Source organism: Variovorax sp. DAIF25, from assembly GCF_050711835.1.
Classification (GTDB): domain Bacteria; phylum Pseudomonadota; class Gammaproteobacteria; order Burkholderiales; family Burkholderiaceae_C; genus Variovorax.
The window spans coordinates 1137153-1153318 of sequence record NZ_CP136637.1; the positions used below are offsets into that span (position 1 = coordinate 1137153).

At 71.0% G+C, this 16166-nt stretch carries 15 protein-coding genes; 10 read left to right on the forward strand and 5 right to left on the reverse strand.

Annotated features, from left to right (window positions below; all coding sequences use genetic code 11):
- Position 1: 1 nt before the first annotated feature.
- From map to R0232_RS39495, 3 genes are all read right to left on the reverse strand, one after another.
- On the reverse strand, positions 2–796 hold the full coding sequence (map, locus tag R0232_RS39485) for a type I methionyl aminopeptidase (RefSeq protein WP_431514579.1): 795 nt from the start codon (positions 794–796) through the stop codon (positions 2–4).
- Positions 793–1071, reverse strand: a complete 279-nt coding sequence (locus R0232_RS39490; protein ID WP_208507549.1) for a ParD-like family protein — start codon at positions 1069–1071, stop codon at positions 793–795. Before R0232_RS39490 ends, map begins: the two co-directional genes overlap by 4 nt.
- A 77-nt stretch (positions 1072–1148) precedes the next feature.
- On the reverse strand, positions 1149–2045 hold the full coding sequence (locus tag R0232_RS39495) for a LysR family transcriptional regulator (RefSeq protein ID WP_431514580.1): 897 nt from the start codon (positions 2043–2045) through the stop codon (positions 1149–1151).
- A 148-nt stretch (positions 2046–2193) separates the two neighbouring features.
- Between R0232_RS39495 and R0232_RS39500 the strand changes: the two genes are divergently transcribed.
- From R0232_RS39500 to R0232_RS39525, 6 genes are read left to right on the forward strand one after another with little or no spacing between them, the layout of a single operon-like run.
- The gene (locus R0232_RS39500) at positions 2194–3327 is read left to right on the forward strand and encodes a C45 family autoproteolytic acyltransferase/hydolase (RefSeq protein WP_431514581.1); all 1134 of its coding nucleotides are present in this window, start codon (positions 2194–2196) and stop codon (positions 3325–3327) included.
- 28 nt (positions 3328–3355) lie between these two features.
- Positions 3356–4234, forward strand: a complete 879-nt coding sequence (locus R0232_RS39505; protein WP_431514582.1) for a hydrolase — start codon at positions 3356–3358, stop codon at positions 4232–4234.
- A 27-nt stretch (positions 4235–4261) separates the two neighbouring features.
- Positions 4262–5206 carry an ABC transporter permease gene (locus R0232_RS39510; RefSeq protein ID WP_093346492.1) on the forward strand — a complete coding sequence of 315 codons (945 nt, stop codon included), beginning with the start codon at positions 4262–4264 and terminating at the stop codon, positions 5204–5206.
- An 8-nt stretch (positions 5207–5214) separates the two neighbouring features.
- A complete protein-coding gene (locus R0232_RS39515) occupies positions 5215–6042 on the forward strand; it encodes an ABC transporter permease (RefSeq protein WP_431514583.1) in 828 nt (275 codons plus the stop codon).
- Positions 6039–7703 carry an ABC transporter ATP-binding protein gene (locus R0232_RS39520; protein ID WP_431514584.1) on the forward strand — a complete coding sequence of 555 codons (1665 nt, stop codon included), beginning with the start codon at positions 6039–6041 and terminating at the stop codon, positions 7701–7703. Before R0232_RS39515 ends, R0232_RS39520 begins: the two co-directional genes overlap by 4 nt.
- Before the next feature lie 26 nt (positions 7704–7729).
- Positions 7730–9295 carry an ABC transporter substrate-binding protein gene (locus R0232_RS39525; RefSeq protein WP_431514585.1) on the forward strand — a complete coding sequence of 522 codons (1566 nt, stop codon included), beginning with the start codon at positions 7730–7732 and terminating at the stop codon, positions 9293–9295.
- A 21-nt stretch (positions 9296–9316) separates the two neighbouring features.
- On the opposite strand, the gene R0232_RS39530 is transcribed toward R0232_RS39525, so the two are convergent.
- Entirely contained in the window at positions 9317–10783 is a 1467-nt protein-coding gene (locus R0232_RS39530; protein ID WP_431514586.1) for an NAD-dependent succinate-semialdehyde dehydrogenase, read from the reverse strand.
- Complete coding sequence (locus R0232_RS39535; RefSeq protein WP_296799735.1) at positions 10780–12048, reverse strand: 4-aminobutyrate--2-oxoglutarate transaminase; 1269 nt, start codon at positions 12046–12048, stop codon at positions 10780–10782. The genes R0232_RS39530 and R0232_RS39535 overlap by 4 nt, the downstream gene beginning before the upstream one ends.
- A 117-nt stretch (positions 12049–12165) precedes the next feature.
- On the opposite strand from R0232_RS39535, the gene R0232_RS39540 reads away from it, so the two are divergent.
- The 4 genes from R0232_RS39540 to R0232_RS39555 all read left to right on the forward strand — a co-directional run bounded on the left by R0232_RS39540 (position 12166) and on the right by R0232_RS39555 (position 16160).
- Positions 12166–13641: a PLP-dependent aminotransferase family protein gene (locus tag R0232_RS39540; RefSeq protein WP_431514587.1), complete on the forward strand. Its 1476-nt coding sequence runs from the start codon at positions 12166–12168 to the stop codon at positions 13639–13641.
- Positions 13642–13754: 113 nt separating this feature from the next.
- Positions 13755–14504: an extensin family protein gene (locus R0232_RS39545; protein WP_431514588.1), complete on the forward strand. Its 750-nt coding sequence runs from the start codon at positions 13755–13757 to the stop codon at positions 14502–14504.
- 22 nt (positions 14505–14526) lie between these two features.
- Positions 14527–15654 carry a hypothetical protein gene (locus tag R0232_RS39550; RefSeq protein ID WP_431514589.1) on the forward strand — a complete coding sequence of 376 codons (1128 nt, stop codon included), beginning with the start codon at positions 14527–14529 and terminating at the stop codon, positions 15652–15654.
- Positions 15651–16160, forward strand: a complete 510-nt coding sequence (locus R0232_RS39555; RefSeq protein WP_093346471.1) for an endonuclease V — start codon at positions 15651–15653, stop codon at positions 16158–16160. Before R0232_RS39550 ends, R0232_RS39555 begins: the two co-directional genes overlap by 4 nt.
- Positions 16161–16166 lie beyond the last annotated feature (6 nt).

A 16166-nucleotide genomic window follows, 5' to 3' on the forward strand; every position in this document is an offset into this window, starting at 1 on the left:
CTCAACCAATGGCGGGATAGTTGCCTGTTCCCTCGGGCCAGGGCGTCAGCACCTCGAAGCCGTCCTCGGTCACCGCGACCATGTGCTCCCACTGCGCCGACAGCGAATGGTCGCGCGTGACCACGGTCCAGCCGTCGGGCAGCTCGCGGGTCTCGCGGCGACCCGCGTTGATCATCGGCTCGATGGTGAAGACCATGCCGGGCGCGAGCCGCAGGCCTTCGCCGGGCCGGCCGTAGTGCAGCACCTGCGGATCGTCGTGGTAGATCTGCCCGATGCCGTGGCCGCAGTACTCGCGCACCACGCTGAAACGCTCGCGGTGCGCCACGCTCTGGGTCGCGTGGCCCACGTCGCCCAGCGTCGCGCCCGGGCGCACGGCCAGGATGCCGGCGCGCATGGCCTCGTAGGTGGTCTCGACCAGCCGGCGCGCGAGCGGGCTCGGCTCGTCGACGAAATACATGCGGCTGCAGTCGCCGAACCAGCCGTCCTTGATCACGGCCACGTCGATGTTGACGATGTCGCCCTTCTTCAGCGTCTTCTGCGCCGAGGGAATGCCGTGGCAGACCACGTGGTTGACGGAGGTGCACACCGTCTTCGGGAAGCCCTTGTAGCCCACGTTGGCCGGGATCGCGCGCTGCACGTTGACGATGTGGTCGTGGCAGAGGCGGTCGAGCTCCTCGGTGGTGACGCCGGGCTTCACGTGCGCGCCGATCATCCGCAGCACCTCGGCCGCGAGGTGCCCGGCCTTGCGCGACAGCGCGATCTGCTCGGGCGTCTTCAGGGGCACGGCCATGTTCATTGCACGACCTTCGCCGTCCGCCCCGCCGCGCGGCCCGGTGGCCGCGGCGCATGCGGCTCGCTCGGTGCGCAGGCCATCGCGAGGTCGAGCCCGCCGGCCATCTCGGCGCGCACCAGCAGTTGGCACAGCTCGCGGTGATCGAGGTCGGGATGCAGCTCGGCGAGCATGCCGATGCGCATCCAGTGCTCGGCCTGCGCGTTGATGGAACGGCTCAGCGCGGTGCCTGCGACGCGCAGGTTCTCGTGCATGAGGTCGGAGATCTTGACGATGCCCATGGTGCTTGGTCTATATGAAACGTATACGAATCATATAGATTTTTCGGCAGAGCCGCCTCGCGAGGCCGGCCCGCCCCTCAGGGCGACGCCGGCTTCATGCGCCGCAGATGCGCCAGCATCTCCTCGCGCACCACCCCCGTCACATGGCTGCGCTTGCCGTTCTCGAGCATGCCGAGCCGCCGCGCCACCGGCCGGCCCGGCAGGTGCAGCACGCACAGCGCGGGGTCGCTCTCCCAGTCGAAGTTCTTCAGCAACGGCGCCATGGTGAAGCCCACGTTCTTGCGCACCAGCTCCGCGATGGCGAGCAGCGAGTTGAGTTCGAGGAACTCCTTCGGCACGTACTGCAGCCGCCGCAGGATCTTGTCGATGCGCGCGCCGGTCGGCGTGCGGCGGTCGAAGCGGATGAAGGGATGGTTCGCGAACAGGCTCGCGATCGGCGTCTCGGCCGAGGCGATGCCCGAGTTGGCGATGACGGTCAGCGCCTCGTCGTAGCAGGGGGTCCACAGAAGGCCCGGCACCTCGGGCCACTGGCGCTCGACCACCACGGCCGCGTCGAGCTCGCCGCTGATCACGTCCTGCATCAGCTGCGTCTGCTCGCGCACGCGCAGCTCGACCTCGAGGTTCGGATGCAGCGACTTCAACACCGCGAGCGTGCTCGACAGCAGCCCCATCGCGGAGATCAGCGAGCCGAGCTTGATGGTGCCGGCGATCTGGCGCTGGTCCTGCAGGTCGCGCCGCATCGACTCGTACTGCGCGAGCAGCTCCTCGGCGCGCGGCAGCAGCAGGTGCCCGGCCGGGCTCAGCGCCATGGTGCGGCCGGTCTTGTCGAACAGCGACTTCTTCATCTCGGCCTCGAGCGCGCGCATCTGCTGGCCGACGGCCGCCTGCGTCAGCGCGACCTGGTCGGCCGCGGCCGCGAACGAGCCGCCGCGGGCCGCGGCGACGAAGGTGCGCAGGAAACGGATGGTGCTCATGGGAGCGAGACGATAAACAAATCCTTTATCAACTCTAAACGATTTTTAAATTTATTTTTTCCTGTGCCTGCCAAACAATGCGGGCCATCGCCACCGCTGCGCCGTTCACTACCGCCTTCGCGCGGCAGGCCGATGACAAACCAACGCCATGACCACCCCTGAATACTTTCCCCTCGTCGATGTTTCCGGCACGCCGCATGCGCGCGGCGTGCAGCACGGCCGCGCGGTGCCCGAGCGCGTGGCCGGCGGCATCGCGCTCTACCGCGCGCAGCTGGGCCGCCGCGGCCTGGACGACGCCACCATCCGCCAGCTCGCGCAGTCGATGCTGCCGGTGATCGCGGCCTACGACGCGAGCTACCTCGAGGAGATGCGCGGCATCGCCGAAGGCGCGGGCGTCGCGCTCGAGGACGTGGTGATGATCAACTGCCGCACCGAGATGCTGTTCGGCTATGCCGACATGAAGCAGGCCACGGCGCCGGCCATCGACGCCGCATCGAGCGAGGACGGCGACTGCACCGGCCTCGTGGTGCTGCCCGCGCGCTCGGCCAGCGGCCGCCTGATGCATGCCCACAACTGGGACTGGCGCCAGGAATGCGTCGACACCGGCATCGTGCTGCGCATCCGCGCCGAGAACGGTCCCGACATGCTGAGCTTCACCGAGGCCGGCGCGCTCGCGCGCCACGGCTTCAACAGCCAGGGCGTGTCGCTGACCGGCAATTCGCTGACCTGCGACGAGGACTTCCGCAAGGGCCCGGGCGTGCCGCTGGTGCTGCTGCGCCGCCGCGTGCTCGAAGCAGCAAATCTCGCGCAGGCGATGAAGACGATCTGGGCCTCGAAGCGCTACTGCGCCAACAACATGATCCTCGCGCAGGCCAGCGGCAACGACGGCTCGGGCATCAGCCTCGAGACCTCGCCCGGCGAGATCTTCTGGACCCTGCCCGAGAACGACCTGCTGGTGCATGCCAACCACTGGATGTCGCCCGCGGCCACCATGAAGCTGCGCGACTCCGGCCTGCCGCAGCGCCCCGACAGCATCTACCGCCAGCACCGCGTGGAGAACGCGCTGCGCCGCGTCGAGGGCCGCATCGACTGGAGCGACGTCAAGGCGGCGCTGGCCGACGAGTTCGGCAAGCCCGACGGCGTGCTGCGCACGCCCAAGCCCGCGGACTTCAGCAGCATCTCGGCCACCGTGGCCACCACCCTGATGGACGCGGCCAACCGCGTGATGTGGGTGGCGCGCAAGCCCTACGAGGCGCGCCACTTCCGCGAATACACGCTGTAGTCCCTCCCCCTTCCTCCTGCCCTCCCTCATGACCGACACCACCGAAGCCCCCGCCGCCCTCGCCGAGCGGCGCGCCCGCACCCTCTACGACCTGGGCCCGAGCACCATCTACGCCGCGCGCAGCGACCCGCGCTTCTCCTACTGCACCTACGTGCCCGAGCACGTGGGCCAGCCCGGCACGCGGCCGATGCAGCTGGTGGTGGTGGTGCACGGCACCGGCCGCGCCTTCGTCAACTACCGCGAGGCCTTCAGCGGCTTCGCGAAGTGGAACGACTGCATCGTGCTGTGCCCGCTGTTCCCGGCCGGCGTGCGCGGCGACGGCAACCGCGACGGCTTCAAGCACCTGATCGAGGCCGACATCCGCTACGACCAGGTGCTGCTCGACATGGTGGCCGAGGTGGGCGAGAAGTTCGGCTGCGACTTCGGCCGCTTCGCGCTGTTCGGCTATTCGGGCGGCGGGCAGTTCGTCAACCGCTTCGCGATGCTGCATCCCGAGCGCCTGTGGGCCGTGTCGATCGGCGCACCGGGCTCGGTCACGCTGATCGATCCCGAGCAGGGCTGGTGGGTCGGCACGAAGGACTTCGAGACCCGCTTCGGCAAGCCCATGGACCTCGAGGCGCTGCGCCGCCTGCCGGTGCACATGATCGCGGGCAAGGCCGACATCGAGACCTGGGAGATCACGCACAAGCCCGGCGGCAAGTTCTTCATGCCGGGCGCCAACGATGCCGGCCGCACGCGGCCCGAGCGGCTCGAGACGCTGCGCCGCTCCTTCGAGGCGGCCGGCGTGAAGGTGGCCTTCGAGCTGCTCGACAACGTGCCGCACAACGGGCTGGCCTGCGTGGGCCATGTGCAGGACTTCTTCGCCAAGGCCCTGCAAGCGCTGCGCGCCGCGCCGTCGCCGGCCTGACCCCACCCACCACGAGGAAGAAGGCCCATGTTCCGTTTCGCAGCGGCCCGCATCGCGATGGCCGTCCCCACCCTGCTGATCGTGGCGGTGTCGGTGTTCGTCCTGATCCGGCTGATTCCCGGCGACCCCGCGCAGCTGCTGCTCGGAGACCTCGCGACGCCCGCGAGCCTGGCCGACCTGCGCGCGCGGCTCGGCCTCGACCGCTCGCTGCCGGCGCAGTTCGGCATCTGGTTCGGCCATGTGCTGCAGGGCGACCTCGGCACCTCGATCAACAGCGGGCAGGACGTGCTCTCGCTGGTGGCCGAGCGCTTCCTCATCAGCGGCCGCATCGTGCTGGTGGCGGTGGCGCTGGCCGCGCTGGTGGCGGTGCCGGCCGGCATGGTCGCCGCGTGGAAGCAGAACCGCGCGCCCGACCTGCTGCTGGTCGGCTCGGCCACCTTGCTGGTGTCGATCCCGACCTTCTGGCTCGGCCTGCTGTTGCTGCTGCTGTTCGGCCTCAAGCTGGGCTGGCTGCCGGTGGTGGGCTACGTGGGCATCGCCGAGGACTGGAAGAACGGCCTGCTGTACCTGGTGCTGCCGATCCTCACGCTGTTCCTGCACGAGATCGGCGTGCTCATGCGCATGGCCCGCGCCAGCACGCTCGAGGTGCTGCGCCTGGACTACATCACGCATGCGCGCGCCAAGGGCCTGTCGGAGCGCGCGGTGCTGATGCGCCATGCCTTCAAGAACGCCTTCGGCCCGACCTGGACCCTGATCGGCCTGGTGCTGGGCAACCTGCTCGGCGGCATCGCGGTGGTCGAAACGGTGTTCACCATCCCGGGCCTGGGCCGGCTGCTGGTCGACGCGATCTTCGCGCGCGACTACCCGGTGATCCAGGGCTGCCTGCTGTTCGTGGCGGTGATCTACGTGGTGGTCAACCTCGTGATCGATCTCTGCTATCCCCTGTTCGACCCCCGCGTCGCCGTCGAATAGGCACGAAGATGACCCGCAACAAACGCATTCCCCTCAACGCAATGGTCGGCCTCGTCATCGTCGGGCTGGTGGTGGCTGCCGCCCTCGTGAGCCTGGTGTGGACGCCGCACGATCCGCTGCGCATCAACTTCGGCTCGCGGCTCAAGCTGCCCGGCGCGCGCTACCTGCTGGGCACCGACGAGTTCGGCCGCGACGAGCTCTCGCGCCTGATGGCCGGCGCCGCCACCAGCGTCTGGATCGCGGTGCTCACGGTGGGCTTCTCGATCGTGGTGGGCAGCATCGTGGGCGTGCTCACGGGCTTCCTGCGCGGCTGGACCGACCGCATCGTGATGGCCTTCAACAACGCGCTGCTGGCCTTCCCGGGCCTGCTGCTGGCGCTGGGCCTGCTCGCGGTGGTGGGCGCCAACCAGTACGGCATCGTGCTCGCGCTCGGGCTGGCCTACACGCCCTCGGTGACGCGCATCGTGCGCGGCACGGTGCTGTCGCTGCGCGAGAAGGAGTTCATCGAGTCCTCGCGCGTGCTCGGCAACTCCGAGCTCTACACCATGGTGCGCCACGTGCTGCCCAACTGCACCGCGCCGCTCACGGTGCTGGCCACCTCGATGTTCGGCTGGGTGATCCTGGCCGAGAGCGCGCTCTCGTTCCTCGGCCTGGGCGTGCCGCCACCGGCGCCGACCTGGGGCAACATGCTGGCCTCGGCGCGGCCGTTCATGGCGCAGGCCAGCCACCTCTCGATTCTTCCGGGCCTGTGCATCGCCCTGACGCTGCTGGGCATCAACCTGCTGGGCGACGCGGTGCGCGACTGGCTCGATCCGCGCATGAAGGGCGTGCAATGACTTCCACTCCTACCACCGCCCCGCTGGTCAGCGTCGAAGGCCTCACGCTCGCCGTCGGCCCCGGCGGCCGCGAGATCGTGCGCGACGTGAGCTTCGACATCGCGCCCGGCGAGATGGTCGGCATCGTCGGCGAATCGGGCAGCGGCAAGACGCAGGCCGCGCGCGCCCTGATGGGCCTCACGCCGCCGCCGCTGGTGCGCACCGCCGGCCGCATCCTGTTCGAGGGCGAGGACCTCGCGCTCGCCAGGCCGGCGCGGCTGCGCGAGCTGCGCGGCGCGCGCGTGGGCATGGTGTTCCAGGAGCCGATGACCTCGCTCAATCCGTCGATGACCATCGGCCGCCAGCTCGAGGAAGCGCTCGCGCTGCACCGCCGCGAACTGTCGCCCACCGCGCGGCGCACGCGCGTGCTCGACATGCTCGCGCGCGTCGGCATCCGCGATCCGCAGGGCGCGCTCGCGGCCTGGCCGCACGAGTTCTCGGGCGGCATGCGCCAGCGCATGATGCTGGCCTCGGTGATGCTGCTGGAGCCCGCGCTGCTGATCGCCGACGAGCCGACCACCGCGCTCGACGCGGTGGTGCAGCGCGACGTGCTCGAGCTGATGGTGGGCCTCACGCGCGAGCACCGCACCGCCGTGCTGATGATCAGCCACGACCTGCCGATGGTGGCGCGCTTCACGCAGCGCATGGTCGTGATGCGGCATGGCGAGGTGAAGGAAACCGGCCGCACCAAGGACCTGCTCGAGCAGCCGAAGCATCCCTACACGCGCGAGCTGCTGCAGGCCATGCCGCGCCGGCTGCCCGCGCGCGCGGTGGCCGACGAGCCGCCGGTGGTCGAGGTGCGCAACCTCGTCATCGACTATCCAGGACGCCGTCGCCTGTTCGCCAAGACTGCCCCCAAGCGCGCGCTGCACGGCATCGACCTCGTGGTGCGTCCGCGCGAGGTGGTCGCGGTGGTCGGCGGCTCGGGCTCGGGCAAGACCACGCTGGGCCGCGCCATCGCCGGACTGCTCAAGCCCGGCGGCGGCGAGATCCTGTTCCGCGGCCGCTCGATCGCGCGCTCCGACCCCGGCTGGGCCGACTACCGGCTGCAGTGCCAGATGGTGTTCCAGGACCCCTACGCCTCGCTCGATCCGCGCATGACCATCGGCCAGCTGGTCGGCGAGGGGCTGCGGCTGGTGCCCGGCATGTCGACGGCCGACAAGGCGAAGCGCGTGGCCGAGGTGCTCGACGAGGTCGGCCTCGGCACCGCCTACGCGCCGCGCTATGCGCACCAGCTCTCGGGCGGCCAGCGCCAGCGCGTGGCGATCGCGCGCGCACTGGTGCGCCGGCCCGCCTTCGTGATCGCCGACGAGCCGGTGTCGGCGCTCGACGTCACCGTGCGCGCCCAGGTGCTCGAGCTGTTCGCCGAACTGCAGAAGCGCCACGGCTTCTCGTGCCTGTTCATCAGCCACGACCTCGGCGTGGTCGAGCAGGTGGCCGACCGCGTGGTCGTGATGCAGGACGGCCGCATCGTCGAGCAGGGCACGCGCGACACCGTGTTCGACGCGCCGCGGCAGGACTACACGCGCCGGCTGCTGTCCGCCATCCCGGCGCTCGAGCCCACCGAGGCCGGCGGCGTGCGGCTGCGCTGGCGCTTCGGCGCCGAGACCGCCCTCGCCTGAAGTTCTTTTTTTCGCAGGAGTCCCCCATGCCCCGTCCCTTCTTCCGACTCGCGGCCCTCGCCGGCGCCGGCCTCGCCTGCGGCGCGGCGCTGGCCCAGACCACGGTGACGGTCGCCCAGCCGGCCGACATCCGTTCCACCAACCCGGGCGTGAACCGCGACAACACCACCGACGGCATCGTGCTCAACATGGTCGAGGGCCTGGTCGGCTACCGGCAGGACGGCAGCGTCGGCCCGCTGCTCGCGCAGTCGGTCGAGGTGTCGCCCGACGGCCTGACCTACACCTTCAAGTTGCGCAAGGGTGTGAAGTTCCACAACGACGCGCCGCTGACCTCGGCCGACGTAGCCTGGAGCTGGAAGCGCTACATGGACCCGAAGACCGACTGGCGCTGCCTCAGCGAATACGACGGCCGCAACGGCCTCAAGGTGGTCGAGACCGCGACGCCCGACGACGCCACCTTCACCATGAAGATCAACCGGCCCTCGGCCGTGTTCCTCGATTCGCTGGCGCGCTCCGACTGCGGCATGACGGCGATCCTGCACAGGAACTCGGTCAAGGCCGACGGCAGCTGGGACAAGCCCGTGGGCACCGGCCCCTTCAAGTTCGGCGAATGGAAGCGCGGCGAGTACGTCACGGTCACGGCCTTCAAGGGCTACACCTCGCCGCCGGGCGCGACCAAGGTCGACGGCTACGTGGGCCTGAAGGCGCCGCTGGTCGACACGGTGCGCTTCCTGGTCGTGCCCGACGCGGCCACGGCCGCCGCGGGCCTGAAGTCGGGCGCCATCGATGCGGCCCAGATCACCTCGAGCGACGCGCAGGAACTCAAGACCGACCGCAACCTCGTGGTGCAGGCGCCGACCGAGGCCACCAAGAACACGCTGCTGATCCAGACCCGCGATCCGCTGCTCAAGAACCAGAAGCTGCGCCAGGCCATCGCGGCCTCGCTCGACATGGAGCAGATCGTGGCGGCCGCCTCCGAGGGCCTGGGCACCGTGAACAACGCCGCCATCCACAAGACCTCGGCCTTCTACGGCCCGGTGCAGAAGAAGGGCTACCACTACGACCCGGCGCTGGCCGCCAGGCTGCTGCGCGAGGCCGGCTACAGGAACGAGAAGATCGTCATCCAGACCAACAAGCGCGCCCATGTGCCGAGCTACACGGTGGCGGTGCTGGCGCAGGCCATGATGCAGTCGGTGGGCATCAACGCGCAGATCGAGGTGCTCGAATGGGCCACGCAGCTCGACCGCTACAACAGCGGCAACTACCAGATGAGCTCGTTCACCTATTCGTCGCGGCTCGACCCGGCGCTGAGCTACGAGCAGTTCTCGGGCCCGAAGGACAAGCAGTCGCGCAAGGTCTGGGAAGACCCGCAGGCGCTCAAGCTGCTGGACGACAGCTTCGCCGAATCGGACCCGAAGAAGCGCCAGGCGCTGTTCGACCAGATCCACGCGCTGATGATCCAGCAGGTGCCGATGATCATGCTGTTCAACGGCATCGATGCCTGGGGCGTGCGCAAGCGCCTGAGCGGCTTCTCGGTGTGGGAGGGCAAGCCCCGGCTGTGGGGCGTGTCGGCGGCCGCGAAGGCCTCGTGAGAGGCCACCGCGCCGCCATGCTCAGTCCTGCAGGCAGAGGTACTTGAGCTCGAGGTAGTCCTCGATCCCGTGCCGCGAGCCCTCGCGGCCCAGGCCCGACTGCTTCACGCCGCCGAAGGGCGCGACCTCGTTCGAGATCAGGCCGGTGTTGATGCCGACCATGCCGGTCTCGAGCTGCTCGCCCACGCGCCAGAGGCGGCGGCGGTCCTCGGTGAACAGGTAGGCGGCGAGGCCGAACTCCGAATCGTTGGCCATCGCGATGACCTCCTCCTCGGTCTCGAAGCGGAACAGCGGCGCCAACGGCCCGAAGGTTTCCTCGCGCGCCACGCGCATGGCCTGCGTCACGCCGGTCAGCACGGTGGGCTCGAAGAAGCTGCCGCCCAGCGCATGCGGCTTGCCGCCGGTGCGCAACTCGGCGCCCTGCGTGAGCGCGTCGTCGATGTGCTGGCGCACCTTGGCGACGGCGCGGCCGTCGATCAGCGGGCCCTGCGTGGTGCCGGCCTCGAGGCCGTTGCCCACGCGCATCGCCTCGACCGCGGCCACCAGCCGCGCGGCCACGGCGTCGTAGATGCCGGCCTGCACGTAGATGCGGTTGGCGCAGACGCAGGTCTGGCCCGCGTTGCGGAATTTCGAGGCCACGATGCCCTCGATCGCGCGGTCGATGTCGGCGTCGTCGAACACGATCAGCGGCGCATTGCCGCCGAGCTCGAGCGAGAGCTTCTTGATGGTCGGCGCGCACTGCTGCGCGAGCACGCGGCCCACGCCGGTGGAGCCGGTGAAGCTGAGCTTGCGCACGGTCGGGCTCTCGCACAGCGCGGCACCGATCTCGGGCGCGTTGCCGGCCACGATCTGCAGCACGCCGGGCGGCAGGCCGGCCTCGAGCCCCAGCACGCCGAGCGCGAAGGCGCTCAGCGGCGTGAGCTCGGCCGGCTTGACGACGATGGTGCAGCCCGCGGCCAGCGCGGGGCCGACCTTGCGCGTGATCATCGCGGCCGGGAAGTTCCACGGCGTGATCGCGGCACAGACGCCGATCGGCTGCTTGAGCACCACGATGCGCTGGCCGGCGCGCTGCGGCTGCAGCACCTCGCCGTCCACGCGCTTGGCCTCCTCGGCGAACCATTCGATGAACGAGGCCGCGTAGGCGATCTCGCCGCGCGCCTCGGCCAGCGGCTTGCCCTGCTCGAGCGTCATCAGCCGGCCCAGGTCGTCCTGGTGCGCGAGCATCAGCTCGGCCCAGCGGCGCAGCACGCGCGCGCGGTCGGGCGCGGTGCGCGCGCGCCAGGCGGGCAGCGCGGCGGCGGCGCCTGCGATGGCGCGCTCGGTCTCGGCGCGGCCCATCCGCGGCACGTCGGCCAGGTGCCGGCCGGTGGCGGGGTCGTTCACGGCGAAGGTGGCACCGTCGTCGGCCGCGACCCACTGGCCGTCGATCAGGCCGGCGCCGCGCAGCAGGTCGGGGCGCTGCAGGCCCAGGGTGGATGCGGAGTTCATGCCGAGAACGCTTCCTCGACGATGGCCAGCGCGCGTTCGAACTGCGCGTCGGGAATGGTCAGCGGGTAGAGGAAGCGGATCACGTTGCCGTACATGCCGCAGCTCAGCAGCACCAGGCCCTGCGCCAGCGCCTTGGCCTGCACGCGCGCCACCGCTTCGGCGTCGGGCGCGCCCGTGGCCGCGTCGCGCAGCTCGACCGCGACCATCGAGCCTTGCGCGCGCACTTCGGCCAGCGCCGGGTTCGATTCCTTGATCTTCAGCAGCCGGCCGACCAGGCGCTCGCCCAGCGCGGCGGCGCGTTCGCAGAGCTTCTCGTCGGCGATCACGTCGAGCACCGCGTGCGCCGAGGCCACCGCCAGCGGATTGCCCGCGTAGGTGCCGCCGAGGCCGCCGGGTGCCGGCGCGTCCATGATGGCGGCGCGGCCGGCCACCGCCGACAGCGGCATGCCGCCCGCGAGACTCTTGGCCATGGTGATCAGGTCGGGCTCGACGCCGTGGTGCTGCATCGAGAACAGCCGGCCGGTGCGCGCGAAGCCGGTCTGCACCTCGTCGGCGATCAGCACGATGCCGTGCGCGTCGCAGATACGGCGCAGGCCCTGCAGCAGCGCGGTGGGCGCGACGTTGAAGCCGCCCTCGCCCTGCACCGGCTCGATCACGATCGCGGCCACGCGCTTCGGGTCGATGTCGGCCTTGAACAGCTTCTCGATCGCGGCCAGCGAATCGTCGGCGCTCACGCCCTGCAGCGCGCTCGGGAACGGCACGTGGAACACGTCGGCCGGGAACGGGCCGAAGCCGGTCTTGTAGGGCGCGACCTTGCCGGTCATGGCCAGCGCCATCAGCGTGCGGCCGTGGAAGCCGCCGCCGAAGGCGATCACGCCGGCGCGGCCGGTGTGGGCGCGCGCGATCTTCACCGCGTTCTCGAGCGCCTCGGCGCCGGTGGTGAAGAAGGCCGTCTTCACCGGGCCGGAGATCGGCACCAGCGCGTTGAGCCGCTCGGCCAGCGTCACCACGCTCTCGTAGGGAACGATCTGGTAGGCCGTGTGCGTGAAGCGCCCGAGCTGCTCCTGGATCGCGGCCACCAGGCGCGGATGGCGGTGGCCGGTGTTGAGCACCGCGATGCCGGCGGCGAAGTCGATGTATTCGCGGCCTTCGATGTCCCACAGCGTCGCGTTCTCGGCGCGCTGGGCATAGAAGCCGCACATCACGCCCACGCCGCGCGGCGTGGCCGCGAGGCGGCGGGTCTGGAGTTCGGAGTTCGTGGTCATGGCTGAAGGCGTCCGGGAAAGGCTGGAGGTCGATCGGAAGTTCTGATTGAATGCGCAATTGGCTCCATCAAAAAGATCCACTTCCCGCAATCATGATGGAGCCAATCCAAAAAACCCATGAAATCCATCTGCGCCGACCTGGTGCTGCAGCGCATTGCTCCCGCGGCCGGCGCCGCGCTCAACCGCCAGCTCTACGACTGCCTGCGCGGCGCCATCCTCGACGGCAGCCTGCCGCCCTCGAGCGCGCTGCCGGCCTCGCGCGACCTGGCGCGCGAGACCGGCATGTCGCGCAACACCGTGCTGCATGCCTACGAGCAGCTGCGCGCCGAGGGCTACGTGCATTCGCGCGTGGGCAGCGGCACCTTCGTGGCCGAGACCACGCCCGAGAGCCAGCTGGCCACCGGCCGCGGCGCGGCTGCCGCGCCGGCCCGCGCCGCGCCGGTGCGGCTGGCCCGGCGCGCCCAGGCGCTGGTCGACGATGCCTCGGCCGCGGCGCGCCAGTGGGGCGCCTTCATGCCCGGCGTGCCCGACGTGACCCAGTTCCCGCACCGCGCCTTCGGCCGCATCGTCGCGCGCCTGTGGCGCGATCCCGCGCCCGAGCTGCTGACCTATTCGCATGGCGGCGGCCACCCGACGCTGCGCGAGGCCGTGGCCGAGCACCTGCGCGTGGCGCGCGCGGTGCGCTGCGATGCCGACCAGGTGCTGATCACCGAGGGCGTGCACCAGGCCATCGACCTCTCGCTGCGCATGCTGGCCGACCCGAGCGACACCGTGTGGGTCGAGGAGCCCGGCTACTGGGGCTTCCACAAGCTGCTGCAGATGGGCGCCTGGCGCGTGCGGCCGCTGCGCGTGGAGGCCGAGGGCGACGGGCCCGGGGCCGGCTGGCCGCGCGGCGGCAGCGCACCGCGGCTGATCTTCGTCACGCCCTCGCACCAGTACCCGCTGGGCTCGGTGATGAGCCTGGCGCGCCGGCGCGAGCTGCTCGACTTCGCGCGCCAGTCGGGCAGCTGGATCGTGGAGGACGACTACGACAGCGAGTTCCGCTTCGCGGGCCGGCCCATTCCCTCGATGCAGGGGCTCGAGGACGACAGCCCGGTGATCTACATCGGCACCTTCAGCAAGACGCTGTTCCCGGGCCTGCGCGTGGGCTACATGGTGCTGCCGCGCGCGCTGGCCGCGCATTTCCGCACCGCCCATGCCGACCTCTACCGCGAGGGCCACGCCATCACGCAGGTGGCGCTGGCCGAGCTGATCGGACAAGGCCACTACGCCGCCCACATCCGCCGCATGCGCGTGCTCTATGCGCGCCGGCGCGCGCTGCTGGCCGGGCTGATCGCCGAGCACCTGGGCCTCGACCACCTGCATCCGCAGGCCAGCAATGCCGGGCTGCACCTGGTGCTGCGGCTGCCCGAGGACCGCGACGACGTGGCGATCATGGAAGCGGCGCAGGCGCGCGGCGTGCTCTCGCGGCCGCTGTCGCGCTACTACCGGCGCGGCGACGGGCGGCGCGGGCTGCTGCTGGGCTATGCCTGCGTGGAGGAGGCGAACATCGAGCCGGCGTTCCGCGTGCTGCTCGATTGCATCCGGCCTTGAGCGACGCCCGGCCGGTTCGCATCGGCCTACACGCGCTGGCCGATCATCCCGACAGCGCCGCGAGCGGCCTCGGGTCCCAATGAGGCTTTCGCCATCCACCGCCTTCGTTCCCCGTGCCCCTGCCCCCAGCGCAAGACCGACCCGCTCGCCTCGGACGCCGACTGGCCCTCGCGCTGGTCGTCGCCATCGCCGCTGGCGTGGTGGCCGTCTTCACCGGCGCCATCGAGGTGCCCGAGCGGCACGATCCCTGGGCGCCGCTCGACGTGACGGCAGCGCCCAACTGGCTCACTTCGTACAAGCTGGCCCGCGCACGCGGCGACCCGGTGCGCTGCCAGGCCGCGCTGGCCGACACCGGCATGCAGTACGAGCGCGTGCCCGACCGCGTCACCGGCCCGGGCTGCGGCTTCGAGAACGCGGTGCGCCTGCGCTCGGCCGGCGTGCGGCTGGGAAGCGCGCCCACGTTGAGCTGCCCGATGGCGCTGTCCTTCTTCATGTGGGAGCGCCATGCGCTGCAGCCCGCGGCCCTGCGGCACTTCGGACAGCCGGTCGCCGCGGTCGACCACCTCGGCAGCTATGCCTGCCGCAACGTGAACCGCGGCGAAGGCGCCGTGCCCGGCGCGCCGCGCAGCCGGCATGCCACGGCCGATGCCTTCGACGTGGCCGGCTTCGTGCTCGCGGACGGACGCCGCGTCAACGTGCGCAAGGACTGGCACACCGACGCTTCGAACCCCTCGGCCGCGCTGTTGAACGATGCCCATCTGGGCGCCTGCCGTTTCTTTCGCGGCGTGCTCGGGCCCGAGTACAACGCGGCGCACCGCGATCACTTCCATCTGGAGACGGGCGGGTTTCCGATGTGCCGCTGAGCCCGTCTGCTAGAAAGCCACCATGAGCGCTTCCCTCGCCGCCTCTCTCGTCGATCTCGTGCTGGGCCTGGAACTCGGCGCGCGCGGCGATGCCGATCCGAATCGCTTCACGCTCGAGGGCGTGCGCTGGACCGCGGGGCAGGACGGCACGCGCGAACTGCGGATCGCGCGGCTCGAAGCGACGGCCCTGCGGCTCGCCACGGGCGCGCTGGTGCTGGAGATCGAGCGCATCGCCGTGCACGAACTGGTCGCACGCGTGCATGCCGAGAGCGGGTCGCTGCGCGTCGGCGCCATCGAGGCCCGCGACGCGGAATTCGCCGGCCTGAAGTTGCACGGCCCCCTGGTGCTGCCACGGCCATTCCGCCAGTTGTGGGAAGCCACCCACCCCGCCGACGGCACGACGCTGCCGCCACCGGCCGATGCCTGGCAGCTCGGCCCGCTCGGCGAGATCGACGGCACCCTGCGCGGCCGCATCACCGACGCGCACCTGCTGTTCGATGCCGACGTGACCGTGCCGATCCGCCATGGGCTGGTCGACTTCAACGACGCCACCGTCGAGCACGTGGGGCCCGACTCGCGCATGGGCGTGAGCCCGCTCGGCTTCTACGTCGATGCGCCGAACGGCCGCAGCTACCTCTACCAGTTCGCCTCGGCGCCGCTCGCGGGCGTGGAGTTCGAGCGCCGCAAGAGCCTGATCGGCCCGTGGATCTCCGAGCGCGGCAAGCTCCGGCTGCGGCCCTTCGCCGAATCGATGCTGCGCCAGGGGCTGGGCACGCAGGCCCAGGGGCTGACCGCGCAGGCGCGCACGCTGCTCGGGCGCACGGCCCTGTCGGGCGAGCTGCGGCTCGGGGACGGACTGCTCGCACTGCCGGGCCTGCGCGTGTCGATGGACGGGCACGAGCAGGGCCTCAACACGATCGCGCTGCGCTCGGAATCGGTGGGGCGCGGGTTGGGCGCTGAGATCGCCGCGCTGTCCGCGCACGAAATCACGGCGAGCTGGGGCGGCGCGCAACTCGCCGGCGAGGCCGTGACGGCCAAGCTCGGCATGCAGGTCGTCGTCGAGGGCGACACCCTGCGCTTCGTGCTCGCGGCCGCGAGCGGCCGCATCACCGCACCCCGCATCGGCTTCGCGGCCGGCGAGCCTGCGTGATCCTCGCCGTCGATGTCGCCTACGCCGAGTCGGGCGGTGCGATGGCCGCCGGGCTGCTGCTCGCGGACTGGCACGACACCGCGCCCGTGCGCGAGATCCTGGTGCCGGTGCCGCAGGTCGAGGACTATGTGCCCGGCGCGTTCTACCGCCGCGAGCTGCCCTGCATCGAGGCCGTGCTCGCGCAGGTCGCCGAACCGCTCGCCTGCATCGTCATCGACGGCTACGTGACGCTGGGCACGCCGCCGCGCGACGGCCTCGGCGCGGTGCTCTGGGACAAGCTCGGCCGCGCGACCCCGGTGATCGGCGTCGCGAAGACGAGGTTCGCGGGGGCGCCGCCCGAGACCGAATTGCTGCGCGGCGAGAGCGCGCGCCCGCTCTTCGTGACGGCCGCGGGCATGCCGCTCGAGCAGGCCAGAGCGCACATCCGCGCGATGGCCGGTGCGTACAGGCTGCCCGAGATGCTCAGGCGGGTCGATGGCCTGTCGCGCCAGCGCGCGCAGGTCTAGCCAACG